Here is a 21,593-nt window from a genome sequence, read left to right on the forward strand (position 1 = left end):
GCTTGTGTCATGGGCGCCGGAATATGGCAATTTGGGTGCCTTCGGGGGCGATTTTAGCTGTTCGCCTCGGTTGACTTTGCCCCACTGCTTCGCCCATAAACGCGCCCGGTCGCGCCCCGATCCGGGTTGCCGCGGCCTTCACGTTCCATGGCCGTCTTCGGTCCGCCGGCAAGGTCCGGCCCGATTGTGCTGCCGTCGAGCGGGGGAGTGTCCCGAGTGGCAAAGGGAGCTGACTGTAAATCAGCCGCCTCATGGCTTCGCAGGTTCGAGTCCTGCCTCCCCCACCACGCTTCACCCTTCGGGCTACGCGTGGCGCAGCCACGTGATAGCCGAAAGGTGAAGCGTGGTGTCCGGCGAAGCCCGTAGGGCGAAGACGGACTGAGACAAGCAAACCTCTCACAACATCATTGCGCGAAGTGAGCGAAGGCTGCCACGCGGTAGGCGTAGGCGGGCTGTCGCCATTATGATCGAATCCAGAAAACAAGACGCCCGTCCGCATCGCGCGAACGGGCGTCTCGTCGGCTGAACCGATCAGCGATCAGTAATAGCGGCGCAGCACGCGGTGGCCGCCGTGATAGTGCGGCGCGTGGCGATGGGCGTAGCCGTATCGCGCAGCATGGCCGTAATGGACGCGCGGCAGATAGCCGTAGCGCGGGCCGTAGCCGTAGCGATAGGGACGGAAATACGGGCGATGATACGGAGCGACGGCGGCACGATAGCCGTAGCCGCGAGCGCGATAGCCGTAGCCGTAGCCGTAATTGGCGGGCGCGACGACCGCGTCTTCACGGTAGGTCGGATAAGGGGCGAAGGCGCCCGGGCCGGTATAGGTCGGCCCCTGGTTGACGTAATAGTACTGCGTGGTCGGCTCAGCGAGACGCTCAAAGGCGCCATAACCGTATCCATATCCATAGCCGCCGCAGCCGGTGTTGCAGCCGGAATAGACCGGCGCGACCGGCGCGCACGTAGTGAAGCCGCAGGCCGCGGCGGGCGCGGTGGCGGCGAACATCACGGCAGCCGCCGCGACCAGTCCCGAAATCATTTGACGCATAACTCTCTCCTGTTGATTTCCGTTTTTTGGATTTTCACGTTTCTCAACCCGGCGGCCTGCCGGGTATCTCTGTGCGCGGCCAAGGTCGCGGCGGTCGCGGACGCTCGTTGAACTCGGGCGCGTAGATCACCGGCGGCGGATCGACCGGCGGGTCCATCTGCGCCGGCAACGGCGCGGACGACGCGCCCCAGCTCTGGTGATAGCTCTCGGCAGGCTTGGGCAGTTTGCGGTTCGCGGGCGGCTCGACCTCGAGCCGGCCGTAGCCGGGCCGCAGGCCCAGCGTCGGATAATAATGGCCGACGTCGTCGGGCTGTCGCTCGGCGATATAGCGCCCGCCATAGATCGTGGGCTGCACCTGCTGGTTCTTGCCCAGGCCCCAGGTGCCTTCGACCACGGCATAGGAAGCGTCGATGTTGTTGATGATGATCGGCACGCCCGGACGGCCGGGAACGACGATCTCGAAGCCGCCGGCAAGCGCCGTCGCGGGCAGTCCGATCAGGAAGGCGGCGAGCGCCACAACGCGCATGAGGAAACCCCGGTTATCCGGCGGCAACCTATCGGATCGCGGCGCAGAGAGGGTTAAGGCCAGCTCGCCAATTTCCGGTAAGCCTAATGTGCAAGGATTGCGCGCTGCTCAAATGCTGCAAAGCGAGCTAGCGAAGCGTTAACGGCAGCCGACTTGTCGTCGGAACCACCCCGCATGCTCACATCCGTTTGACCTTGGAACGGCGAAAAAATGGCCGGGTTCACCGGAACGTCCGGCGTCGTCAGCATTTAAGCCCCGGTCAATTCAAGACGGGAGCCAACAACCATGAACATCAAACTTCTCGGGGCTACTGCGATTGCGGCAACCATGTTGGCAGGCTCTGCCATGGCGCAGGCGGTGGTCACCAACCCCGGCCGCTGCTCGGCGCAATTCCCCAACGCCAACTGCCAGAACCTCGGACCGGGGAATCCTTACACCGACAGCAATTACCGCAACCGCCGTGCGGCCTATCGCCAGACCAATAGCGGCGACTGGAATAACGACTGGAACAGGAGCCGCACGGGCTTCTGGCCGACCGATGTCGCGACCGGTGTAGCCGGCGCCGCAATCGGCACCGCCGGCGCGATCGCAACCGCGCCGTTCCGCGGCTGGGACAACAGCTATGCCTACGACCGTTCGTGGGACGATCGCGGCTGGGACAACCGTGGTTGGGACACCCGCAGCTACGCCGAGCGCAACGGCTTCGTGTGCACGCCCGGCACCTGGTTCAAGGGCGCAGACGGCCGCCGGCACATCTGCCAGTAAGCGGCCCATTATCGAGCGCGATACATCAGGCGGCCCGCAAGGCCGCCTGATTCATGTCTTGCGAGGGCCACCTCGCGGTTCTGGCACTTTCCAATCAAGTCTGGTATTGCGGCGCGCACGGGCAGAAAGCTCCGGCGCAAGCCGAGCCCTGTCCTGCATCCCAGGCGTCGCCGGCTTAGCTCAGCGGTAGAGCAGCGGTTTTGTAAACCGAAGGTCGGGGGTTCAATCCCCTCAGCCGGCACCATCGATTTAGCCGACAAGAACAGACCTGGAATTCTTAAATTCGGCATCTGGTCCGAATAGACCCCAACCCGCCGCGCACGGCGGGTTTTTCTTTTCGTGCGCCGCACGGCTGGGCGTCCCCGGCCATATCTCAATGGAACAATGACTAGAACAGAAGTCGAGGCGGCGATTTACGCCAGCCTCCGAAGAACCGCGCGTTGGCGCCAATCCGTGGCCAAGCGCTTCCCAAGTGACCCCCGCAACCCCGCCGCAGCCGAGCGGCTTGACGAATTATCCCGGAACGTCGCGCTCACGTCCGATCAAATGGCCGCGCTGGCCCGGCATCTGGGCGACGTGGAGCGCTGGAACGAAGCCCTATCCGACACAAGCCGGTGTGTTGGCATGCGGCCCGGCTTCGATAGCTTCGATGCTTACGCCGGGCAACTGATCGGGGCGTTGCAATGAGTTGGGGACCATTTTTGGAAGCCGAACTAGCACGCGATCCCCTGCCCGTCATCGATCCGCGCGAATGGCAGGACAAGCCGGTGCCGCCGCGCAAGTGGATCGTGCAAGACCTGATTCCCGATGGGGTTGTCACGAACCTTTCCGGGGACGGGGGCACCGGCAAAACCCTAACCGCTATTCAATTAATGACAGCGATGTCGCTTGGCCTGCCATGGTACGGCAAGCCTGTTCAGCAAGGACCGGCGCTGTTGTACACCGCTGAAGATGATGCTGAAGAACTACACCGTCGCTTCGCCGCTGTAACGGCTTCTAGCGGCCACCGGTTAGCTGATCTAGCCGGAGTGCAGATCATCGCCATGGCAGGTTTGGACGCTACTCTGGCCACCGGAAACGATTTAGGCGGCATATCAATGTCGGCACAATTTGCAAAGCTTTCGAAGATCGTCGCGGATACCAAGCCACGTTTGGTGGCCATCGATCCGGCCGCCGACGTTTACGCGGGGGACGAAATCAACCGCGTCCAAGTGCGCCAATTCGTTCAAAAGCTCGCGAAGCTGGCGCTCGATAACGAATGCGCGGTGTTGTTGCTAAGCCACCCTTCCCTTTCAGGGATGATGAGCGGTCGGGGGACCAGCGGGTCCACCGCATGGAGCAATAGCGTCCGGTCTCGTTTGTATTTGCAGGCCGATGCTGATGACGCGGACCGCCGCTTGCTAAAGGTTATGAAGGCAAATTACGGCGCTGTTGGTGAAGAGATTGCTTTGCGCTGGAACAATGGTGCGTTCGTGCTAGATCAAGGTCCAGATGGCGCGGCGACAAGCCTCACGCAACGGGTCGCCGATGACGTGTTCCTTGCGACCTTCATCAAGCTCAATGCCCAAGGCCAGAACTTCAGCCACAAGCCGTGTGCGACCTATGCGCCGAAGAAGATCAGCGAGCACCCTGACTCGAAGGGCTACAACACCAAGGCTATGGCGGCTGCGATGCAGCGTCTTCTTGATGGCGGTGTGCTCAAGATCATGACGGTTGGACCGCCGTCTAAGCCAAGGTCGGTCTTGGCATTAGCACCTTCCAACTAACTTCCGACCGCCTTCCAACCGCTTCCAACTGAGGGTGTCACCCTCTCCCCCCATACCCCCCGGTCGGTCGGAAGCGACCGCCTCCGGTCGGAAGACCGGTGGCGGTCTCAACCACTAGAGAACCGGCTATAGTTAGGCGATTATAGCTGGATCGAATTTCGGCCAGAAACGGTGAGACCATGAACGCACTTGAGAAAAATATTGCGGTAGCGCGTGGCGAGGCGATGGCCGCGAGCCTGTTGGCATCGGCGGCATTGCAAGCCGCATTTATGTTTGTGCCGCCCGCAAACAGAATTGAGGTACTGTCAAGAATCACCGCTTTCGTTGACGACACGCTAAACCGCAGCGGACCTGGCAACGGCGATGCGAATGATGAGGCTAACACTTTAATGCGCGAGACGGCTCGGTTTCAGGCCACCCAGCATTTGGACGCAATGGCAACGATGTTTAGCGGGCCGCCAACAAGCCGCTGACCACAGCGCCGTTTCACATCAATCACATATCACTTGCCCAGCGCCGCCCTTGGAGCAGGTGATAGAGCGCCTTGCAGCGCGCGTCTGATCCCTCGACGTGGCAAGTTGGGTGCGACAGACCACATACGCGTCAGTACCGGCTTTCGCTCCGTAAGAGAGGCACTTCTGATCGTCCGCAGCATTTTCAGCCGCCAATCGTTCTTCCTTCAATTGGCACCCGGATAGCAGCAAAACAGCGAGCAAAATCAATTTTTTCATCGGCCTACCTTTGTGCGGCTCGCCGCGCTTGCCGTCGTGCTTCTTCCCGAGCTTCATCACGGGCGACGCTTCGTGCCTCATCGGCAGCGGCGTCGGCTTGCCTCCGTGAACCTTCAAGCTGAGCACGACAATTTACATAGGCGTCTGTGCCGGGCTTAGCGCCATATGACAGGCAAGCTTGATCATCTTTGGCATTGTTGGCCGCAAGCCGCTCCTCGCTATTCATGCAACCCGCTAGTAACAAGAGCCCCAGCACCACAACGCCTTTGTTCGTCACCCGACCCATGGCCCCCTCCTAAATTTCCTTATCCTGAGTACAATCATCCGGTTATGAATTCAACTTCTACGCGTCCGGTTCAAGGACACCCCGAGAACACATTCCGAATACCCGAATTATCACTTGACCCGTCGGGCAAAACAGTGATTGTTATCGCGCCTGACTGCTCATAGTCGGGAGAATGTGAAATGTCGCAAGAGGCATCGGAACTCGTTCAGATATCCAAGCTGAACGGTGAATTCAAAAGAAATTACGGAACGCTTATCGGCGCCTTCTTGTACCTCCGCTCTATCGGTGCCGCGCGGGGACGCTCTTGGTTTTGGAGCGGGCTGCTCTTTGGCGGCTTCTCGCTTGGCCTGTCTTGGCTTGAAAAGCATGGCTGGTCATGGCCGCTTTGACGATCACAGAGCAAGCTTCTTCTGCCGTGGCGAGACGATAACGATGAAGCCTCGCGCGGTTGACCTCTGAAAACCTGATTCGCCTCTCACGCATTTCAACTGTCGGAAACACAAAGTAATCGAGCGGAAATTTGTTCTGTTCGTTTAACCTGATCGCGAAGATCAAGCCTTCAGGCAGAAGAGCGCGGCGGTAGATTGTCCAGATCGGCGCCTCGCCGATCCGTTTCCAAGCTCTTGCCACGCGCAGAGAAACGCATAGCGCCCCGTTCAGGACAAGTAATGCCCGCTTTCTGTCAAATGTGACTTGCCCGCGCAACGCCTCAACCTCTTTGGCAACCTTGGCCGCCACGTCCCTCAGAAGCTCAACTCTCTCTTCGCGAGAGTCAACGTAGGCACAATCACGCGTGGAGTGATAGCCAATCAATTTGTACGCATTGCGCAGACTTCCGAACCTTAGTTGGTAAAGAGTTGCGCAAGGGAGTTCTTCCGCCGCGTCGATAATGTCTTTGCTGAGTCTTCCGCTCTTCCTGAGTCGAATGCGCAGACCCTTGAGCATGTCTTCGTTCGATATGCTGACATAGCGTGTCTGCATTCTCTTCTGCGCTTTTGCAAAAAGATCAGGATCGACGATCGCCTCGAACACGGCCTGACTTCGTATCCAGCAATCTGGCGGATTGTGCTTCGGGCTTTGGCGCAGCTTGTTGGATCGACGATTGTACACCAAGTTGCCGATGTAATTTTCATTTTCCAAGAGGTAGTGAACCATCCAATTTGTCCACGGGCGACCGTGCAAGTTTAGAACGCCGTCTTTATTTAGTTGCCGTGCAATCTTTTCCTCTGATCGTCTTTCGTGCACGAACTCATCAAAGATGCGGCGAACAATTGCCAGTTCATGCGGTGGTCCAGGTCGCAGCAACACACGATCACTTTGCAAGTTCTTCCGTTGCCCCCGCTCCATAGCTCCTTTCGAGTGACCAGAGTCATCAATCAACTCTCTACGCAATCCGTATCCAGGCTGACCACCTTGTCGGAATCCGAGGGAGGACAGGCGGCAAGCGCCAGCAAACACCTTCGTCGATAGTTCTCTGCTATACTCGGCTGCCATAACACGCTTCAGGTTCTTCATTATGCTCGACATTAAGCTTCCGTCGTTATCGAACAACTCAGCACAGTACGCGACTTTGACGCCCGCCTTCTTGCAAATGAATTCATAGTGCGCGCTTTCGTCCGTGTCCTGAAAACGACCCCAACGGCTTACGTCATAGACCAGTATGTGACTGAAGTCGGCGTGGCCTGACTGCACGTCTTCGATCAGTTCAATCAGCGCCGCTCGGTTTTCAATCTTCAAACCGCTTTGCGCTTCATCTGCATAGGTACGCACTATCGAGAGATTACGGCTTGCGGCGTAAGCGGCAATCGTCGCCGCCTGGTTCGCGATGGAGTATCGCTGATGATCCGTGGACATACGGACATATTGAGCGGCGCGGAACGTGTCGTGAAATCGGGGAAGCTGCGTCTTGCGGACAATAAGAGCGTTGGCCATCGATGCCGCCTTTGATTTGCGGTGGTGCTCGCACCCCTGCCGCTGACATGAAACTCCCGATTTGGAGAACCATCAAGTGAATCGGTGACCCGTTCAACAATGTGAGAAGACTGACAAACGATAAGGCCCAGCAACATTTAAACGAAAAGACTCAGCAATCCCTTTCAGGTTGAGTAAGAATATTTTTTCTGATTTTTCGCATCTGATTTGCAGCCCAGAATCAGACCAAAACTAAACCTATCCATCTGTTTCTATTCAACTAGCTAATGCCATTTTGGCATACACGAAGCGATTGCAGCTACTTAACTGCAAGTAGGCGCGGTTGAGTCGATTTTGATTTTCCGATTTCACCCGCTTGCATCTGAATTGAAAACGGTCCTTCCTCCGCAGAACCGATGATCGCGTCAACCGGCAGGCTTATTGCCTGGCTAAGCGCGACCACCCTCAAAGGAGGCCAGCGTGAACGGCACCAAGGATAATCCAATCTATCAAGCGATGATCAAGATCGAATACGAGCCGGACGAATTGATGGTGCGCTATCTGGAAGCGGTGATCTATCTCCGCCCGGACTCATCGTTCGCCGATCTACACGCTGTCGCAAACAATGCACATGAGGCCGCCGGGCCGGTCGTTGACGAAGATATCACCTTAGAGAAGGTGGTGAATTGGGCAACGGAAGCCCGCCGTCGGATTGCCTGGCGCAACCGGACGCGCTGAATCCACACCGCACTTTATTTTTCCCCAATTCCACGACCTAACCGACACGCCCAAAGCGGCGTGAACTATTCCGTGTGTCTGAATCATGCTCGATGAAGAGTTCCTACGCGCAATCGCAAACACATCGGCCGAAGTGCACCTAGCGGCGCCGATCAACCCTATCACCGGCAACCAGATCAGTTGCCCGGTCCTGACCGCCGCGATTGTGAAGAACCAGATCGCGGAGCGGCGCTCCGGCAGCAACGTACCAGGCTTTTACCGCCCCGGTGAACGCGCGGAAGATGGCGTGCCGTTCGATGTTGAACCTGAAAAGCCGCCGCCGTACCACGGGCCGCCGGTTGATCACGCTACCAACAAAATATCGCGAACTTGGTATCTCCAAGAAGAATATTTTGCCGGGCGACTGGGTAAGAACGCGGAGGAGAGTGGGCGCATTTGGGATACAGTAAAATGGCTTGACCGAATTTACAGCATAGCGACTCTTCCGCCGAATGCCACGCCGACGCAAAACTTGATTACGGGCGAGAATGAAGATGACGACATGCCCGAAGAAGATGAAGCCGTCTACGCGAGCGAGCGTCCTACCAACGAAATCATGCAGGCGACGGTCTCGAAGAAAGACAAGGGAAAACTACTGATCAACGTGTCTGATTTTCAATCGGCGCAGTTAGTCGATGACTTAGAATATCTTGACGAAGCATCAAAACTCAACGCTGTGACCGTTGCCCGCAAACGTGCGTCGCGACAACCATCGCTCGACGCCCCAGATCAACTTGATCGCGCGGAAGCAGACAAGCTCGTCCGCATGTCAATTCTCGGTACTAGGCAACTATGGCCCCCGGTCATGCGGGCTATGTTCCACAACGCAACTATGAAGAGTCTTGGAAAGAGCCAGAGCAACAATGATCAAAATGCCGCCGCTTTGGGACGGCAGCGCGTTATCGAGGGACTGCGGATTATCGACTCCATCAGGCGCACCCTCGCCCGCCACGATAGAGGCTTCTCCCTTTGGTTAGCTCGCATCCGCCGCGATCAGGTACCGGTAGTATCCAAGCGGTTCAAAGTGCCTTCCGTAGACGAGATAATCGACGGAACACTTGCCGTGCTGCCCGATTTCCAGATGCTGCCGACGAAAGCGCCGCCCGGACGCTATTGGAATCAGGCACGCGGAGCGGTCATCAAACTTAATGATACCGACCTGGCGGGTACCCTCTAATGGGGGGTTGCTTTGGCGACGCTATAATCTCAATCAGCCGAACCAATAGATCGGTTCGCCCCCCCCCCCCCGGAGGGGGCTAGGCACCCATGGCTATACTTCTATTAGGGACTGTTTAGCCCCGACAACGATCCGGCCTCCGAGCCGGGCTTTTTTTGTCCACCCCATTGCAACAGCCGCATCGCGCGGCGCGCAGTATTCAGAAATGAGTTTACACCTATGACGACAAAGGAACTGGTGGCCGTGTTAGCGCGGATCACCGGCCTGCCCCATGCGACTATCAATCAGTACAAGCGGCGTTTCATCGAAGGCGGACGGTTCCCATGCCGAACCGGTGCGATCAATCCTCCGATCACAACGGAGCATGTTGTCCTGCTTTTGTTGGCCTTGTTGGCGGATGTACCCGCTAAGGACGCCGTGACAACAGCCATTCACTACGCAAACTTGTGCGACGACCAGGGCAACAAGTTGGGCGAGAAACTTACGGAGTTGTTAGACAGCTTCAAAACCCCGACAGCCTACGCGGCCCTTACTTATCACAGCCGCATCGAGGTTGATTGCGGCTTGCCAAGGGCTCTGTGGTCTATCGAGACGGCCGACGGCCAGCATGAAGCCATCTTCGGAATTCAGGACAAGCTTTGGGCCGACATAAGGGTACGAAAGTCACTTACCATTAGCGGCAAATGCCTCTTCGACTTGGGGATGATCATACACGGATGGCCAAAGGGTGTTTGAGTTCATCACAAGGCACTTCAAGAAGTCATACAGCCTCGCCGATCCGTTTCCATTCTATCAAAACACCACATCCGGCCAGTCGGTCGATCCACATTCAGCGATGCGCGTTCCTGCCGTTAATGCGGCTGTGCGCGTCATCTATGAGAGTGTCGCCTCGCTACCGGTTAACGTTTTGCGGTTGGACGGAGACAGTAAGTCGATCGCCCGTGATCATCCCGTGTTTCGATTGATTCACTATCAACCAAACGCGTGGCAATCATCCTTCGATCTTCGGGCACAGCTTCAGCTTGATACGCTACTTACTGGCAACGGCTACGCATTCGTCAACCGCATTGGCGGAACGCCCCGCGAATTGATCCGCGTGCCGCCTAACACCGTCACCGCTGAATACGACGCCGCTACCGGCGAGCCATACTACACCGTGAGGGACGCAACGGGCCGCGCCCGGACTGTTCAGCATTCCGACATGATCCATATCCGCGCCACAAGCGTGGACGGGCTTATCGGGATCGCTCCTATTCAGCACGCGCGCGAGGCAATCGGCTTGGCTCTTGCCATGGAACAGCACGCGTCCTCCTTGATGGGCAAAGGCGCCCGCCCAGGTGGTATTCTGAAGATCAAGAACCGCCTTGACGAAAAGTCGATGGAACGGTTCAAGCAAGGTTGGCAGAACTACATTGGTGGAAGCGCGAACTCGGGTCGCACTGCGGTTCTCGACTTCGATGCGGATTTCCAACCATTGACGTTTTCAAGCGTCGATCTGCAATTCATCGAACTTCGCAAGTTTCAGATCGAAGAGATATCTCGCGCGTTCCGCGTCCCCCCGCACCTTCTGTCAGAGCTAGGGCGCGCGACATGGGGCAATTCGGTCGAAATGAACCGGTCATTCTTGGACTCGACCCTGATGCCTTGGATTCTCCAATGGCAGGGCGTGCTGAACCGCACCATGTTCTCGCCTGAAGAGCGGCTAACTCACTCGATTGAGTTTGATACTTCGGCGCTGACCAGGGCCAACTTGCAGGCACGAACCGAATCTTATTCGGCCGCTGTCGGTGGACCTTGGATGACTCCAAACGAAGCACGCGCGCTCGAAAACCGCGCCCCTATTGACGGCGGCGATAAGCTAGTCGCTGCCAACGACAACAAGCTATCAGAAAGGAGACGCGCCGCATGAATACAGGCGCACTATTTGAATTTGACACTAAATCGCTGAGCGAAGACGGGACGTTTTCCGGCTACGCTAGTCGATTCGGTGTCACTGATTTAGGCCGGGACGTTGTGATGCCCGGCGCTTTCACCAAGACTCTTCAACAATCATCCAAACTCAAGATGCTTCTACAACACGAACCTGGAAAGCCGGTCGGTGTCTGGAAGTCGCTCGTTGAAGATAACATCGGCCTTAAGGTGACCGGCCAACTCGTATTGGATACCTCACTGGGGCGAGACACATATGCGCTGTTGAAAGCTGGCGCTCTAGACGGCCTCTCAATCGGCTACGTTTCCAAGAAAGATTCATTCGACCGCGCGAAAAATGTGCGGCGACTCGAAGAGATTGATCTTTTCGAAATTTCAATCGTCACTTTTCCAATGCTGCCAAGCGCGACTGTTGAACGCGTGAAGGCACGATCTGATTTCTCTCGCCTCGTTGAGGCCATCAACGCCGCAAGAGCGGCAATCCATTAAAGGAAATAAATTGACTACTTCTACAGCGCTCCGCCTTGAGACCAAGGCGGACAACGATTTCACGCACGTTGAAACTGCACTCGTTCGCCTCACTGATACCGTCAACGCGAAGGCGGCTGCAAACGATAATCGGCTCGATGCGCTTGAATTGAAGCTTAACCGGCCGGGTATTGTCGCCGCGAATGACAATGACCCGGAAAGGAAATCGTTCGAGTCCTTCCTCCGTCACGGGGAACAAACGAAGGCGCTACGCGTCGCTGACGATACGGCTGGTGGCTATTTTGTGCCTGATTATTTCAACGCTGAACTTGACCGCAATGTGGTCTTGTTCTCCCCTATTCGCTCCGTCGCGCGAGTTGTGCAAACGAGCAGCCCCGCTGTTCTTTGGCCTAATCGTCAGGCCGGGATGACAGCGCAATGGGTTGGAGAGACTTCGACAAGGCCGAGCACGAATGTCACTTTCGGTGAACGCCGTTATCAGGTCTTTGAGCTAAGCGCCTATGTTGACGTTAGCAATCAGATGCTGGAAGACGCCGCGCTTGATATCGGTGCCTTGCTCAACTTTGAATTTGCTGAAGAGTTCGGCCGTGCCGAGTCAGCGGCGTTCGTAAACGGTTCGAGCGTCATTGCACCTTCCGGCTTCATGCAGGACACGACGGTGCAGTACACGCCTAGCGGTTCGGCATCTGCGATCACGGCCGACAGTCTCATTGACCTCTATCATGCGGTGAAGTCGCCCTATCGGAGCAACGCCGTTTGGGGCATGAACAGCAACACTATGGCGGCCGTCCGCAAGCTCAAGGATACGACGAATAACTATCTTATGGCAGTTACTGGCATCGCCAATGCTCCCGTCACAACGATCTTGGGCCGCCCGGTGGTCGAAATGCCGGATTTGCCGGATATCGGCGTGAACACCAATCCCGTCGTCTTCGGTGATTTCAGCAACGGCTATCGCATCTTCGACCGTGTTAGCCTTTCGATCTTGCGCGATCCGTACAGCCAAGCCGCAACCGGCATGACGCGCTTCTATGGCCGTCGCCGCGTCGGTGGCGGCATCGGCAAGGCGGAAGCCCTTCGCAAGCTGAAGGTCTCGATTAGCTAAACGACATAATATCGGGCCGGTGGCGCACCTTGCGCCATCGGCTTGCTTACAAGCTTTTCAGAAACAGCCCAAAACCGGCACCCAGGCGGGTTTCTACGCCGGACTCCCCGGTTCAAAACGGATTTCTACCGGAAGTCGCCCGCCGGACACTGTAGAGTGGGTTTGAGGGGACATGCTGGCTCGTTGCCGCGCACGCAGCCTTGAATGGCCTCCTTTACCCAGATGTATACTGGATCAGTATGCGATGAAGGCTTTGCAAGACCGAAATGGTCTTTCGAGAAGCCGCGCGATGCGAACGCACCCCTGGTCGCGCTCGGTTGAGAAACAATTATTCCAAGTATGCCAGCCGGCCCGGCTGGCAGTTCTTCATATGCAGCAAATGTTCTCAACGAAGCACAAGCTTCGTGCTTTTCCGCAATATCACTCGTGATTGCGTTCAATAATTGCTGGAAGTCGTTGACATCAATCGGACGAAGAACGCGAACTTGTTCATTGTCGCTCGCCCATTGTGCGAGCGACGCTAGACTCGATCCTTCATTTGGAGTTCCGAGCGTTATCACCAATCTGAATCGGGATAGCGCACCGTGCCCAAAGCGTGTTTTCACGTGAACAAGATACGTGCGAGTTATAATTCCACCCAAGCTGTGAGCAACGAAGATCACTCGCTGATACCTTTTTCGGAGCATCAAATCGTCCAGTTGGCGCTCCACCGATTGAGCAATCGCAACGGCAGCAGGACCCACAAATGTTCTACTGTCATAGTCCACTCGATAGACGTCCAACGAGCTTGATTGCCCAATATCGTTCGCAAGCAATTGTGGCCAATATGTTCGAGTGGCAGGGTCTCCCCAGGTGAGTTGTGAGCCCGTGATGCCATGAACGAAAATAACAGCCGTGCGCGTGCACGGCAGTTCACACCGCTCCGTGTACTCGTGAGTCAGCCGAGCTTGAGCAAACGCTCCACCAGACCAACAAAACCACACTGCAATTGCAACAATTCGGATAAACATGACCGCCCCCGTTCAATCGAGGAAACGGCCTTACTGTAGTTCAACTTCTGATAGCAACATAGAGAAATATGGGACATTTTATACCACCCAAACATCTGCGCGCCGATACCGCCAGTTGGTTCGAGTCAGTCATCAATGATTTTGAACTCGACTCCCATCACATCCGCCTGCTTACGAAAGCATGCGAAGCATGGGATAGAAGTGAGCTAGCGCGCGAAGCGCTAGCCAAGTACGGCATGACATATCAGGATCGTTTCGGCGCCCCCCGCGCGCGCCCAGAGGTGGCTATCGAACGCGATAGCCGCTTGGCCTTCGCCCGTCTGGTTCGTGAACTCGGCCTTGATGTTGCCGCCCCCGCCGACACTCGCCCCCCTGCATTGAAGGCCAACCGCTAATGCCTGTCCGTAGACGCAACATAAAATGCCGCCCTGCCCTTGAAGACACTGAGATCGCTTGGCTGGCAGGAGACCGCTCGCGCGGCTGCGGGTTCGTCCCCTTTCTGGATGACGAAACCCTCATTGCGCTTTGGGACGCTCATGGCGACCATGAAAACATGCATTGGCGCCCAGGAATGTACTCACCGGAGCCGAAATGACTTCGCCTTACGCCAGCGCCGGAAGGCGTCTAGTTGATTGCGGGTATTCGGCCATTCCAGTAGCGCCCCTAACCAAACGCCCTGGCGCCTTCTCAATGAACGAATGGCGCGGAATGACTGAATGGCAACGCTTCTGTGATCGCCTTCCGACCGACATTGAAACCGGCATTTGGGACAAGTGGCCTGATGCCGGTGTTTGCGTCGCAATCGATCATAAGCTTAAGGTGATCGATATCGACACGGACGATCACGCCTTGATGGGCGCGGTGCTGTCGGTGATCCCCTTCAGTGACGTGATCAAACGCGGTGCGAAGGGGTTCAGCGCCTTCTATCGGGGGAGTTCTTCAGTTGTTTCGCAGTCTTTCAGCGTCGGCAATGATCGGGTGGTTGATCTTTTGTGCCACGGCAGACAAACGGTCGTGCCACGCACAATTCACCCGACTACGTTGATGCCCTATGTCTGGAATGGCAGTGGCACCCTTGAGAATACGGCAATCGACCAACTGCCAGAGTTACCGGACGACGTAGCGCACCGCTTGGAACAGGCACTAGCCTCGTTTGGATATATGCCACCTGAGGCATATCAGGCCGGTGAAGGCGACACAATTTGGCGCGGGCTTAACGACACCGCTTTGCGTAACCTCGACCGATGGGTGCCAGCGCTTGGCTTGCCAGGTACCCGACGATCTGGACGCGGCTGGCGGGCGATAGCGGCTTGGCGCGGTGTTGAGAACGCGAACCTGTCATTTAACCCCAAAGGCATCGAAGACTTTGGCGCCAGCGAGAAGCACACGCCAATCAACGTCGTGATGCTCGCGCAAGCGTGCGACCTCTACACGGCGACGAAGTGGCTTGCTGAACAGGTTGGCTTTGGACCATCGTTACCGATGGCTGATGATGGCTTCGACGTTGCGGCGTTCGCGAAGCGAACTACTTCCTGTTGAATTCGCTCAAGACGTTAGAAATCGTAAGTCATTATCAGCGGCAACTCGCCAAACTTTGCCCGACTCTTCGCCTGTGCAAGTGCGCCTTCCCATCCACCTCTTTGGTTGGTGGCGAAGACAGTGCTCGCTACCTTAAACTTTCCATGACGACGGCAATCGAACCCATCAGAGTCCCCTGTTTTGGGTAAGGGCTCAGCTTCGGACCCACAGATAGGACAGTTGATCATCGTTCCCTCTCATTCAGTCGTACCAATCCTTCCGATCACGCGGAAGCACTCGCCCCCGCGCGTAACCGGGCGATGCAAGCTCTTCCAGGCGCCGCTCAAGAAATTCGTTCGTGATGATGAGCGCCTTGACCGCCTCCCGCGCTTCGCCGCCGCAAGCCGCTATGGCTTGGTCGGTCGCCGTTTCGAGGCGGTTCTGATTCTGGTGCTGGTTCGGCGCGGAAGCTGGCATCGGGTGAAATTACCAACTTTGTTCTCGTTCGCAATATGTTCTTATTCAGCGCGGCCTGTTTCCGAGCACAGTGGCCTAGTTTGATTTGGGAGTGCCTGGCCTGATGTGAAGTGATGAATTCGGAATTCTACAGCGATGCAGAATTCAAGATTCATTGGTGGAAGGTAACATTGTATTCTGTGTGAGTTACACAGATGGGGCGGTTAAGGTCATCCTTAAGCGCCCTGTTACCTCGTTGGGTAACGTGATTAGTGGGGCTTGAGTTAACCGCCGATTCAATGTGGGGTTGATCCCTCGCTTGATTCTGCGGATCTCCCTCTTGGCCTTTCTTTCCCTGTTAGAGTCGCCAGACGATTTTGACCCTGAGGACCATGCGCTTCAGCATCAGCGAGGCTGCGTATTTTTCAGCGTACCAATCGCCGTCAGTGCAGATGGTCGATGGCAGACTATGGTGGATGCGGGGTGGCATGAACACTATGCAGAGCGGCCATCTCTCGTGCTCAAGCCATGCAATTTCTGGCAATTTACTTATGAAATCACCCTCTTAGATACTTTTGGAGAGTTCTTGCCCGAATCAACGATGGATCGGGATATCGCTGCACAATGGCTGCCGCCACACAGCGGGGGCATGGTCCTCGATGTAGTAGCCCGTTGTTATTCCTACATAATTCGCAGCTTTGAACCACCCCTAGTGTATCGCGTTACCAACGATAGCAATCTTCCCGAGGAAGCTTTTGGAAAGTACCACTTCTTAACCCGCGTCATCGAAAATGAAGGCTATGACGTGCTCGTGAGCGAGTTTGATCGGGAAGGACGGACTTTCTGGCTTATGGTCAGGAATGGGTTTGACGTAACGGAAATTGTGGAAGAGGATGAAACTTCGGGGAACTGGTCATGACCATGCTGAAGCTTTTATTCAAGGGAACTCTCGGCACGACGACTACTGCCGAAACGTTCTTGAGCCGCGAAACCTATAAGGGCACGCGCCAGCACTCGCCTGAAGCGAGCGAGCACTACCGCCAGAATGCGTTGGCGGCCGTTGAGAAGCTACGCGCCCGGCAAGCGGCACGTCAAAAGCGCAGGGCTTAGTATCTCCAAAGGCCGCCAATCTGGCGGCCTTTGCGTTTGCAGGTACCTGCAATTCGGGCCGCCTCAGTTGGCGGCCTCATCATTTTCAAGAAACGCCTTCATCACACCAAGCATTTCGATCATCTTGTTTGCTTCGCTTTGCTTAGTGATATCGAATCGTCCGGTGAGCCTGCCGGGCGCCATCTGCATGCTAAAGGGCTCCGAAGGCGCGGCCTTAGCAAGCGCGCGAAACGTGTCGCCAAGGCTGGGCCGACCTGATTCCGCGATCGTTTCCATGGCACCATTCTCCTGTTGAAAACTAGGAGATAGATTATCCCCTTCCGCAAGGTTTGCATAGCTGACGGTCTCGTCAAAAACCCTTAGGAAGAGCTTGGCAGCCTCTTGCGTAAAGCCACGATCTAAGTGCAATTCGCTTATGCAATGAGCATCTGATGGACGCTCTGGAACCCAATGGGGAGCGTATTCCGCAATCAATCGAGGCTTTAAAGCCGCTTCCCTGATTGCTTGCTTTTTCGCGCCCGGGCGAGCATCCGACAAAATTCGCCAAGCCAAGTCGCTTACCTGAATGCGCCTATCTGCGCCGCCCCCAATGTCCTCTATGAGGCCGAAGGCCTTAAGGGCCGCAACCGTCTGGAGAAGGCCGCTGCTCTTGGCGCCATAACCCCAGGTTTCGCCAACTACTGGCAACCTAGCAGGACTACGCTTATGCGCGTCGGCCATCTCTTGTGCGCGTTCAACGGCCTTTTTAAGCGATATGAACGGGAAGGACGGGCTTCGCTCTTTGCGAGCCTTGTCCACAACAGGTTGTTCGTCGGTCATAGGACCCTCCTAATCTGCCCCATATAGGACAAAAAATCAGGACGGTCAAGATAGGCTATCTCCATCAGATATTTTATCTCCATGTCTGATCGACATTGACTCTTATCTCCGACGCGATATGATGCGCCAACGTCAACGGAGGCGCGTATGACAACACGGCCAGAGCCCCAGCGTGATTCCGACCGGCGCTGAGGCTGCGACACATAGGAAAGGGCCGCTACCCGGCTCCCGTACAAGGAAGGTAGCGGCCCCTAATCGGCTCTAGAAGTTTCAGGGATCGTCTAACAGTAGGACACCCGCCCCCACAAGCTGAGAAATGTCGGTCCGGTCCGAATCCCGGCTATCGAGACAAGCGGAACCGCTGTGGTTGCAGCCCCAGCGATTCCTAGTCGCCCACCCGAGATTGCGCCCCGGGCTAACGAACAAACTAGAATATGCTCTCGATCTGATCAAGAAATACGGCCGATAAAGCCGCTTGCAAACGCACTCCAACTCCCCGCCCGCTCTTCGCGGGAATTAGCTCCACGCAGCCCCCTCAAGCGCGAATGACGCGCTAGTCATACCAATCTTTCCAATCACGCGGCAGCACTCGTTGGCAATCGGAGGTCATCAGGCGGTCAACGCGGCAATGGTGGCGGTGAATTTCGATTTGGACCAATATATCCGACCACGCTAGACCAACGGATATTGATTAGGCCGAACTCTGTATCAACCGCCAAAAATTCATCGCCATTGTGAGAGTACAATCGTTGACGCTTGATTGGCATTAGATGCCCATCAACAAGTTCTGCCCGCGTCAGCCCATTTTGTGAAAGTACATCGGCTTGCTGCTTGAGCGATAACGGCGCGATGGTCTGAAGATCATCGACCAGCGCGGTTGAGGACCAAGAAGCTGGTAATGGCCGGTCGCTATTAGTCACGTCCTTCATTCGAAACAGCAACCCTTGTGCAAGCAACGCATCTGTTTGCCGGTCCGCTTCTGCGAACATCTTAAGGCCGTTCTTACGCGCCGCATCGGAAGCCACGCTTTCAAGAAAGCCTAGCGCGGCACCCGCACCGATTGCCCAAGTTGGTGAGCCAATAAACCCAATGCCAGTTGATACACCGCCCATCTTTGAAGCGGCCTCCGACCTAAGGCCGCTGATGACCGCGATGGCTTCTGTCGGATAGAGGGTCACACCATAGATTTTAAGCGACTGCCCGGATGAGAGAATTGCTACGGCGTTGCTAGTGTCATCCTGCATCGAACGTTCCGCCCCCTCTTCTAGCTGACCGACCGGAAGGTGTTTATAGTTGCACAGAGTTCACTTGCAATGAAGCTGTGGCGCGCGGCTTATCCATTTTTAAGCCTCACCCCAACTCCCTTCCCGCCCTTCGCGGGAATTAGCTCTACGCCCGCCTCTTCAAGCGCGCGCTGAATAGCCTTCAGGTTCGCGGGCGTCGTCTCTCGCCGCTCGCTCTCGAAATTCTTGACCGTCGCCAAGCCGAGCGTCGCCGCTTCGGCCAAATTGGCTTGTGTCCAGCCCAAAAGCTCGCGGGCCGCACGGGACTGGCGGGGCAAAATACTCATTCTGTCACCAAAAGGATCATTGGATTCCTTTTGGATTTAACGTAGGGTACGTCAATGATCCAGTCAAACCTTCAATATCCTTGTAATGACAACCGCATTCATGCCGTCGCAGGAAACGCAGCTTTAAAATTCGATACACCGGACGAGGAAGCCTTGAAGACCTTTGTAATTGCCCTCGCGCGCCACCACGCACGGGTTGACCATCTTGCCATGGAAGCGGCCAATGACAACACGCACTAAGAACGCGCGCAAAGTCGCAATATACGCCCGATATTCATCTGACCTCCAAAATGATCGATCCATTGAGCAGCAATTTGATATCTGCCGGACCTACGCCGCCAAAATGGGTTGGGTAGTGGTTGAGCAATTCGAGGACCGCGCAAAGTCTGGCGCGTCGGTCTTTGGCCGCTCAAGCTTCATCAAAATGGTTGAAGCCGCCGGACTCGCCAAATTCGACATCGTTTTGGCAGAAGATTTGGACCGGCTTTCTCGAAGCCAGCGCGATACCGCTGAACTTTATGAAGACCTAACATTCAAAGGGCTTGAAATTTACACCTGCACCGACGGCCGCATCAACGAAATGCACGTCGGCATCAAAGGCGTGATGAATAAGCTATATCTCACGAACCTTGCCAACAAGGTGCATCGGGGACAAAAGGACGTACTGAACGACGGTCGAAATCCAGGCGGCGACATTTATGGATATAGGGTCAGGAAGGGTGAAGCCGGTATACTTGATATCGACCCTGACACTTCTAGGATCGTGAAACGAATTTTCGAAGAGTACGCGGCTGGCGCTTCACCAAGAAAAATTGCCGCTGGCCTAAACCGGGATGGCATCCCTTCGCCTCGCGGAGGCGTTTGGAACGCCTCAACGATAAATGGCAACATAGCAAGAGGCCAAGGCATCCTTCTAAATGAACGATACGCCGGTGTTGTCGTTTGGAACAAGCGAAAAAACTATAAGAACCCCAAAACCGGCAAGTTAGTGCGCCGCGACAATCCTCCATCCGAGTGGATTTATAAGGAGGTGCCGCATCTGCGCATCATAGACGAAGAACTGTTTGAAGCAGTCAAGCAGAGGCGAACTAGCGCGGGAACGCCGAACTCTCGCCGAGCACCAAGATCAAACCGTCTTCTTTCCGGCCTTCTGCGTTGCGGTGCCTGCGGTTCTGGCATGACCTTAGATGGACACGATAGAAGCGGCCCTCGCATACGATGTAGCCGACACAGGGAAAGTGGTAGCTGCGCTAATGGGACAAAGTACTACGTGGAGACAATCGAGCGATTGGTTGTTGATCGCTTGAATGACAGCATAGATAATCCACAGCGAATGGGTGAATACGTCGAAGCTTACATCGCTGAGAGACGAGCGCTGTCCGCTGCTGCCGCAAAGAACAAGGACAAGCTGTCGTCGCGTTTGGTCGCTTGCAGGAAGGAAATGGACCGGCTGATTGACGCCGTAAAGACCGGAATTTTGGAAGCTCATGAAGTGGCGGCAAAGTTAACGACCAACCGTGAAGAAGCAGCACGATTGGAAACAGAAATCGCAGCCGCAGACGAGACCATAACGAAAATCGATCTACACCCCGCTTCAGTCGCCCGCTTCAAACGGCACCTCGAAGAAGCATCAACGATAAGCTCAGGAGAGGTAAGCGATACAGTTCGGGGTAGCATTCGCGCTTTGATCGAAACCGTTGCGGTACTTCCGCGCCAACGTGGGGAACCTTACAGAGTCCAAGTCGCAGGCCGCATAAGCGGCCTCATCGGAGAACCGGATTGTCGGCTAAACAGTGTGATCCCCTCAGCCGGCACCAGCTTTACGCGCGAGTTCGCGTCTTCAGCGCATCGCTATTTCGAGCGCAATCATCTCGCATCCGGCAACTGATCCAGCTGCCACAGCCCCAAGCTCTTGTCGCGCCAGCCGCCGCCACCCTCCTCGCAACGCTCGTTGATCAGCGCGAGCGGCGCCGGCCAGTCGAATGGCGCCTTCGCCATGTTCAGCGCACGCCAATCGCCGTCCTCGCAATCCCGATTGTCCTGCCATTCGGGAAAGGTGGTCACCAGCAGGAAGCGCGCGCCGCTCCTCCGGAATTGCGCAAGCGCGCGAGCGATATTGGCAAAGCTCAGATGCACCAGACAGTCCCGGCAGAGAATGACGTCGGCACGCGGCAGCGCATCGCGCGTGATGTCGGCCACGAGAAACCGGCCGGACAGTTGGTCGCGCGACGCGCGCTGGTTGTTCGCTTCGATCAGCGACGGCACGATGTCGATGCCGGTGTAATCGACATCGAGCTTCATGCGGCCGATCCAGCCGGCATCACCGCAGGGCGCATCGAGCAGCGAGCGCGCGCCGAGTCGTTGTAGCAGCGGTGGAAGCGCTTCCCGGATCGCGGCGGTCGCCGGATCTTCCGAACCGAGGCCGGAGACCGACGTCGAAGCACCCCAAAGATTGGTCCGCTCGATCCGCTCAAAACGGGCGGCGAGATCGAGGCCCGCGAAATTCTCGCGGTCGGCGAGGAAACGCTCGTGGGCGAGCACGGGAGGACGATGGGTGATCATCTGGCAAAGCTCACATCGGGATTCCGTCGCGCTTGCAC

At 56.3% G+C, this 21,593-nt stretch carries 26 protein-coding genes and 2 tRNA genes; 18 read left to right on the forward strand and 10 right to left on the reverse strand.

Annotated features, from left to right (window positions below; genetic code table 11):
- Nucleotides 1–201: 201 nt before the first annotated feature.
- A tRNA-Tyr gene (locus BCCGELA001_RS23190) sits at nt 202–287 on the forward strand.
- Between the two features lie 251 nt (nt 288–538).
- Here the strand turns inward: BCCGELA001_RS23190 and BCCGELA001_RS23195 are convergent.
- Together BCCGELA001_RS23195 and BCCGELA001_RS23200 are read right to left on the reverse strand one after the other, a co-directional pair.
- A complete protein-coding gene (locus BCCGELA001_RS23195; protein ID WP_060736402.1) occupies nt 539–1,048 on the reverse strand; it encodes a hypothetical protein in 510 nt (169 codons plus the stop codon).
- A gap of 43 nt (nt 1,049–1,091) precedes the next feature.
- A complete protein-coding gene (locus tag BCCGELA001_RS23200; protein ID WP_008549661.1) occupies nt 1,092–1,574 on the reverse strand; it encodes a hypothetical protein in 483 nt (160 codons plus the stop codon).
- Between the two features lie 285 nt (nt 1,575–1,859).
- Here BCCGELA001_RS23200 and BCCGELA001_RS23205 point away from each other — a divergent pair, with 285 nt between their 5' ends.
- From BCCGELA001_RS23205 to BCCGELA001_RS23225, 5 genes are all read left to right on the forward strand, one after another.
- A complete protein-coding gene (locus BCCGELA001_RS23205) occupies nt 1,860–2,339 on the forward strand; it encodes a hypothetical protein (RefSeq protein ID WP_060736403.1) in 480 nt (159 codons plus the stop codon).
- A gap of 169 nt (nt 2,340–2,508) precedes the next feature.
- Nucleotides 2,509–2,583, forward strand: a tRNA-Thr gene (locus BCCGELA001_RS23210).
- 209 nt (nt 2,584–2,792) lie between these two features.
- Complete coding sequence (locus tag BCCGELA001_RS23215) at nt 2,793–3,026, forward strand: hypothetical protein (protein ID WP_144441422.1); 234 nt, start codon at nt 2,793–2,795, stop codon at nt 3,024–3,026.
- Nucleotides 3,023–4,105, forward strand: coding sequence for an AAA family ATPase (locus BCCGELA001_RS23220; RefSeq protein ID WP_083543377.1), 1,083 nt, complete (start codon nt 3,023–3,025; stop codon nt 4,103–4,105). Before BCCGELA001_RS23215 ends, BCCGELA001_RS23220 begins: the two co-directional genes overlap by 4 nt.
- A 179-nt stretch (nt 4,106–4,284) precedes the next feature.
- Complete coding sequence (locus BCCGELA001_RS23225) at nt 4,285–4,578, forward strand: hypothetical protein (RefSeq protein ID WP_008549678.1); 294 nt, start codon at nt 4,285–4,287, stop codon at nt 4,576–4,578.
- An 18-nt stretch (nt 4,579–4,596) separates the two neighbouring features.
- Here the strand turns inward: BCCGELA001_RS23225 and BCCGELA001_RS23230 are convergent, their stop codons facing one another.
- Entirely contained in the window at nt 4,597–4,962 is a 366-nt protein-coding gene (locus BCCGELA001_RS23230) for a hypothetical protein (RefSeq protein ID WP_060736405.1), read from the reverse strand.
- A gap of 439 nt (nt 4,963–5,401) precedes the next feature.
- Nucleotides 5,402–7,054: a recombinase family protein gene (locus BCCGELA001_RS23235; protein WP_008549682.1), complete on the reverse strand. Its 1,653-nt coding sequence runs from the start codon at nt 7,052–7,054 to the stop codon at nt 5,402–5,404.
- Nucleotides 7,055–7,513: 459 nt separating this feature from the next.
- Here BCCGELA001_RS23235 and BCCGELA001_RS23240 point away from each other — a divergent pair, with 459 nt between their 5' ends.
- The 6 genes from BCCGELA001_RS23240 to BCCGELA001_RS23265 all read left to right on the forward strand — a co-directional run bounded on the left by BCCGELA001_RS23240 (nt 7,514) and on the right by BCCGELA001_RS23265 (nt 12,510).
- The gene (locus tag BCCGELA001_RS23240) at nt 7,514–7,771 is read left to right on the forward strand and encodes a hypothetical protein (protein WP_008549684.1); all 258 of its coding nucleotides are present in this window, start codon (nt 7,514–7,516) and stop codon (nt 7,769–7,771) included.
- An 85-nt stretch (nt 7,772–7,856) separates the two neighbouring features.
- Nucleotides 7,857–8,987, forward strand: a complete 1,131-nt coding sequence (locus tag BCCGELA001_RS23245) for a hypothetical protein (protein WP_060736407.1) — start codon at nt 7,857–7,859, stop codon at nt 8,985–8,987.
- Between the two features lie 219 nt (nt 8,988–9,206).
- On the forward strand, nt 9,207–9,722 hold the full coding sequence (locus BCCGELA001_RS23250; RefSeq protein ID WP_008549695.1) for a hypothetical protein: 516 nt from the start codon (nt 9,207–9,209) through the stop codon (nt 9,720–9,722).
- Complete coding sequence (locus tag BCCGELA001_RS23255; RefSeq protein WP_008549697.1) at nt 9,715–10,896, forward strand: phage portal protein; 1,182 nt, start codon at nt 9,715–9,717, stop codon at nt 10,894–10,896. Before BCCGELA001_RS23250 ends, BCCGELA001_RS23255 begins: the two co-directional genes overlap by 8 nt.
- The gene (locus BCCGELA001_RS23260; protein WP_008549699.1) at nt 10,893–11,405 is read left to right on the forward strand and encodes an HK97 family phage prohead protease; all 513 of its coding nucleotides are present in this window, start codon (nt 10,893–10,895) and stop codon (nt 11,403–11,405) included. The genes BCCGELA001_RS23255 and BCCGELA001_RS23260 overlap by 4 nt, the downstream gene beginning before the upstream one ends.
- A 10-nt stretch (nt 11,406–11,415) precedes the next feature.
- Nucleotides 11,416–12,510 (forward strand): phage major capsid protein, encoded by a 1,095-nt coding sequence (locus tag BCCGELA001_RS23265; protein WP_236840736.1) that lies wholly within the window; start codon nt 11,416–11,418, stop codon nt 12,508–12,510.
- Nucleotides 12,511–12,635: 125 nt separating this feature from the next.
- On the opposite strand, the gene BCCGELA001_RS36120 is transcribed toward BCCGELA001_RS23265, so the two are convergent.
- Complete coding sequence (locus tag BCCGELA001_RS36120; protein ID WP_083543378.1) at nt 12,636–13,520, reverse strand: esterase/lipase family protein; 885 nt, start codon at nt 13,518–13,520, stop codon at nt 12,636–12,638.
- 68 nt (nt 13,521–13,588) lie between these two features.
- Between BCCGELA001_RS36120 and BCCGELA001_RS36125 the strand changes: the two genes are divergently transcribed.
- The gene (locus tag BCCGELA001_RS36125; RefSeq protein ID WP_008549704.1) at nt 13,589–13,915 is read left to right on the forward strand and encodes a P27 family phage terminase small subunit; all 327 of its coding nucleotides are present in this window, start codon (nt 13,589–13,591) and stop codon (nt 13,913–13,915) included.
- Between the two features lie 295 nt (nt 13,916–14,210).
- Nucleotides 14,211–15,059: a bifunctional DNA primase/polymerase gene (locus BCCGELA001_RS23270; protein ID WP_236840737.1), complete on the forward strand. Its 849-nt coding sequence runs from the start codon at nt 14,211–14,213 to the stop codon at nt 15,057–15,059.
- A 240-nt stretch (nt 15,060–15,299) separates the two neighbouring features.
- Here the strand turns inward: BCCGELA001_RS23270 and BCCGELA001_RS23275 are convergent, their stop codons facing one another.
- Complete coding sequence (locus BCCGELA001_RS23275) at nt 15,300–15,515, reverse strand: hypothetical protein (protein ID WP_008549708.1); 216 nt, start codon at nt 15,513–15,515, stop codon at nt 15,300–15,302.
- Between the two features lie 319 nt (nt 15,516–15,834).
- Here BCCGELA001_RS23275 and BCCGELA001_RS23280 point away from each other — a divergent pair, with 319 nt between their 5' ends.
- On the forward strand, nt 15,835–16,413 hold the full coding sequence (locus tag BCCGELA001_RS23280) for a hypothetical protein (protein ID WP_144441424.1): 579 nt from the start codon (nt 15,835–15,837) through the stop codon (nt 16,411–16,413).
- The gene (locus tag BCCGELA001_RS23285; RefSeq protein ID WP_008549712.1) at nt 16,410–16,604 is read left to right on the forward strand and encodes a hypothetical protein; all 195 of its coding nucleotides are present in this window, start codon (nt 16,410–16,412) and stop codon (nt 16,602–16,604) included. The genes BCCGELA001_RS23280 and BCCGELA001_RS23285 overlap by 4 nt, the downstream gene beginning before the upstream one ends.
- A gap of 63 nt (nt 16,605–16,667) precedes the next feature.
- Here BCCGELA001_RS23285 and BCCGELA001_RS38890 read toward each other — a convergent pair whose 3' ends face one another.
- The 3 genes from BCCGELA001_RS38890 to BCCGELA001_RS23295 all read right to left on the reverse strand — a co-directional run bounded on the left by BCCGELA001_RS38890 (nt 16,668) and on the right by BCCGELA001_RS23295 (nt 18,993).
- Nucleotides 16,668–17,423 (reverse strand): hypothetical protein, encoded by a 756-nt coding sequence (locus BCCGELA001_RS38890; protein WP_236840738.1) that lies wholly within the window; start codon nt 17,421–17,423, stop codon nt 16,668–16,670.
- A 617-nt stretch (nt 17,424–18,040) separates the two neighbouring features.
- Entirely contained in the window at nt 18,041–18,667 is a 627-nt protein-coding gene (locus tag BCCGELA001_RS37280) for a hypothetical protein (RefSeq protein ID WP_144441425.1), read from the reverse strand.
- Nucleotides 18,668–18,756: 89 nt separating this feature from the next.
- Nucleotides 18,757–18,993, reverse strand: a complete 237-nt coding sequence (locus tag BCCGELA001_RS23295; RefSeq protein ID WP_008568146.1) for a helix-turn-helix domain-containing protein — start codon at nt 18,991–18,993, stop codon at nt 18,757–18,759.
- 54 nt (nt 18,994–19,047) lie between these two features.
- On the opposite strand from BCCGELA001_RS23295, the gene BCCGELA001_RS37285 reads away from it, so the two are divergent.
- Nucleotides 19,048–19,233: a hypothetical protein gene (locus tag BCCGELA001_RS37285; RefSeq protein WP_144441426.1), complete on the forward strand. Its 186-nt coding sequence runs from the start codon at nt 19,048–19,050 to the stop codon at nt 19,231–19,233.
- Nucleotides 19,217–20,881 (forward strand): recombinase family protein, encoded by a 1,665-nt coding sequence (locus tag BCCGELA001_RS36130; RefSeq protein WP_083543380.1) that lies wholly within the window; start codon nt 19,217–19,219, stop codon nt 20,879–20,881. Before BCCGELA001_RS37285 ends, BCCGELA001_RS36130 begins: the two co-directional genes overlap by 17 nt.
- Here the strand turns inward: BCCGELA001_RS36130 and BCCGELA001_RS23300 are convergent.
- Nucleotides 20,860–21,555: a class I SAM-dependent methyltransferase gene (locus BCCGELA001_RS23300; protein ID WP_008549726.1), complete on the reverse strand. Its 696-nt coding sequence runs from the start codon at nt 21,553–21,555 to the stop codon at nt 20,860–20,862. The two genes, BCCGELA001_RS36130 and BCCGELA001_RS23300, sit on opposite strands and share 22 nt — an antisense overlap.
- Nucleotides 21,556–21,593: the final 38 nt, after the last annotated feature.

The sequence above is a fragment of the Bradyrhizobium sp. CCGE-LA001 genome, from assembly GCF_000296215.2.
Taxonomy (GTDB): domain Bacteria; phylum Pseudomonadota; class Alphaproteobacteria; order Rhizobiales; family Xanthobacteraceae; genus Bradyrhizobium.

Excerpts from the sequence above, each read along its gene's own strand:
- BCCGELA001_RS37280 (WP_144441425.1), bottom strand. The coding sequence starts at position 18,667 with ATGCAGGATGACACTAGCAACGCCGTAGCAATTCTCTCATCCGGGCAG.
- BCCGELA001_RS23245 (WP_060736407.1), top strand. The coding sequence starts at position 7,857 with ATGCTCGATGAAGAGTTCCTACGCGCAATCGCAAACACATCGGCCGAA.
- BCCGELA001_RS37285 (WP_144441426.1), top strand. The coding sequence starts at position 19,048 with ATGATCCAGTCAAACCTTCAATATCCTTGTAATGACAACCGCATTCAT.
- BCCGELA001_RS36125 (WP_008549704.1), top strand. The coding sequence starts at position 13,589 with ATGGGACATTTTATACCACCCAAACATCTGCGCGCCGATACCGCCAGT.
- BCCGELA001_RS23225 (WP_008549678.1), top strand. The coding sequence starts at position 4,285 with ATGAACGCACTTGAGAAAAATATTGCGGTAGCGCGTGGCGAGGCGATG.
- BCCGELA001_RS23260 (WP_008549699.1), top strand. The coding sequence starts at position 10,893 with ATGAATACAGGCGCACTATTTGAATTTGACACTAAATCGCTGAGCGAA.
- BCCGELA001_RS23250 (WP_008549695.1), top strand. The coding sequence starts at position 9,207 with ATGACGACAAAGGAACTGGTGGCCGTGTTAGCGCGGATCACCGGCCTG.
- BCCGELA001_RS36130 (WP_083543380.1), top strand. The coding sequence starts at position 19,217 with ATGACAACACGCACTAAGAACGCGCGCAAAGTCGCAATATACGCCCGA.
- BCCGELA001_RS23270 (WP_236840737.1), top strand. The coding sequence starts at position 14,211 with ATGAACGAATGGCGCGGAATGACTGAATGGCAACGCTTCTGTGATCGC.
- BCCGELA001_RS36120 (WP_083543378.1), bottom strand. The coding sequence starts at position 13,520 with ATGTTTATCCGAATTGTTGCAATTGCAGTGTGGTTTTGTTGGTCTGGT.
- BCCGELA001_RS23195 (WP_060736402.1), bottom strand. The coding sequence starts at position 1,048 with ATGCGTCAAATGATTTCGGGACTGGTCGCGGCGGCTGCCGTGATGTTC.
- BCCGELA001_RS23220 (WP_083543377.1), top strand. The coding sequence starts at position 3,023 with ATGAGTTGGGGACCATTTTTGGAAGCCGAACTAGCACGCGATCCCCTG.
- BCCGELA001_RS23285 (WP_008549712.1), top strand. The coding sequence starts at position 16,410 with ATGACCATGCTGAAGCTTTTATTCAAGGGAACTCTCGGCACGACGACT.
- BCCGELA001_RS23200 (WP_008549661.1), bottom strand. The coding sequence starts at position 1,574 with ATGCGCGTTGTGGCGCTCGCCGCCTTCCTGATCGGACTGCCCGCGACG.
- BCCGELA001_RS23235 (WP_008549682.1), bottom strand. The coding sequence starts at position 7,054 with ATGGCCAACGCTCTTATTGTCCGCAAGACGCAGCTTCCCCGATTTCAC.
- BCCGELA001_RS23275 (WP_008549708.1), bottom strand. The coding sequence starts at position 15,515 with ATGCCAGCTTCCGCGCCGAACCAGCACCAGAATCAGAACCGCCTCGAA.
- BCCGELA001_RS23295 (WP_008568146.1), bottom strand. The coding sequence starts at position 18,993 with ATGAGTATTTTGCCCCGCCAGTCCCGTGCGGCCCGCGAGCTTTTGGGC.
- BCCGELA001_RS23205 (WP_060736403.1), top strand. The coding sequence starts at position 1,860 with ATGAACATCAAACTTCTCGGGGCTACTGCGATTGCGGCAACCATGTTG.
- BCCGELA001_RS23300 (WP_008549726.1), bottom strand. The coding sequence starts at position 21,555 with ATGATCACCCATCGTCCTCCCGTGCTCGCCCACGAGCGTTTCCTCGCC.
- BCCGELA001_RS38890 (WP_236840738.1), bottom strand. The coding sequence starts at position 17,423 with ATGACCGACGAACAACCTGTTGTGGACAAGGCTCGCAAAGAGCGAAGC.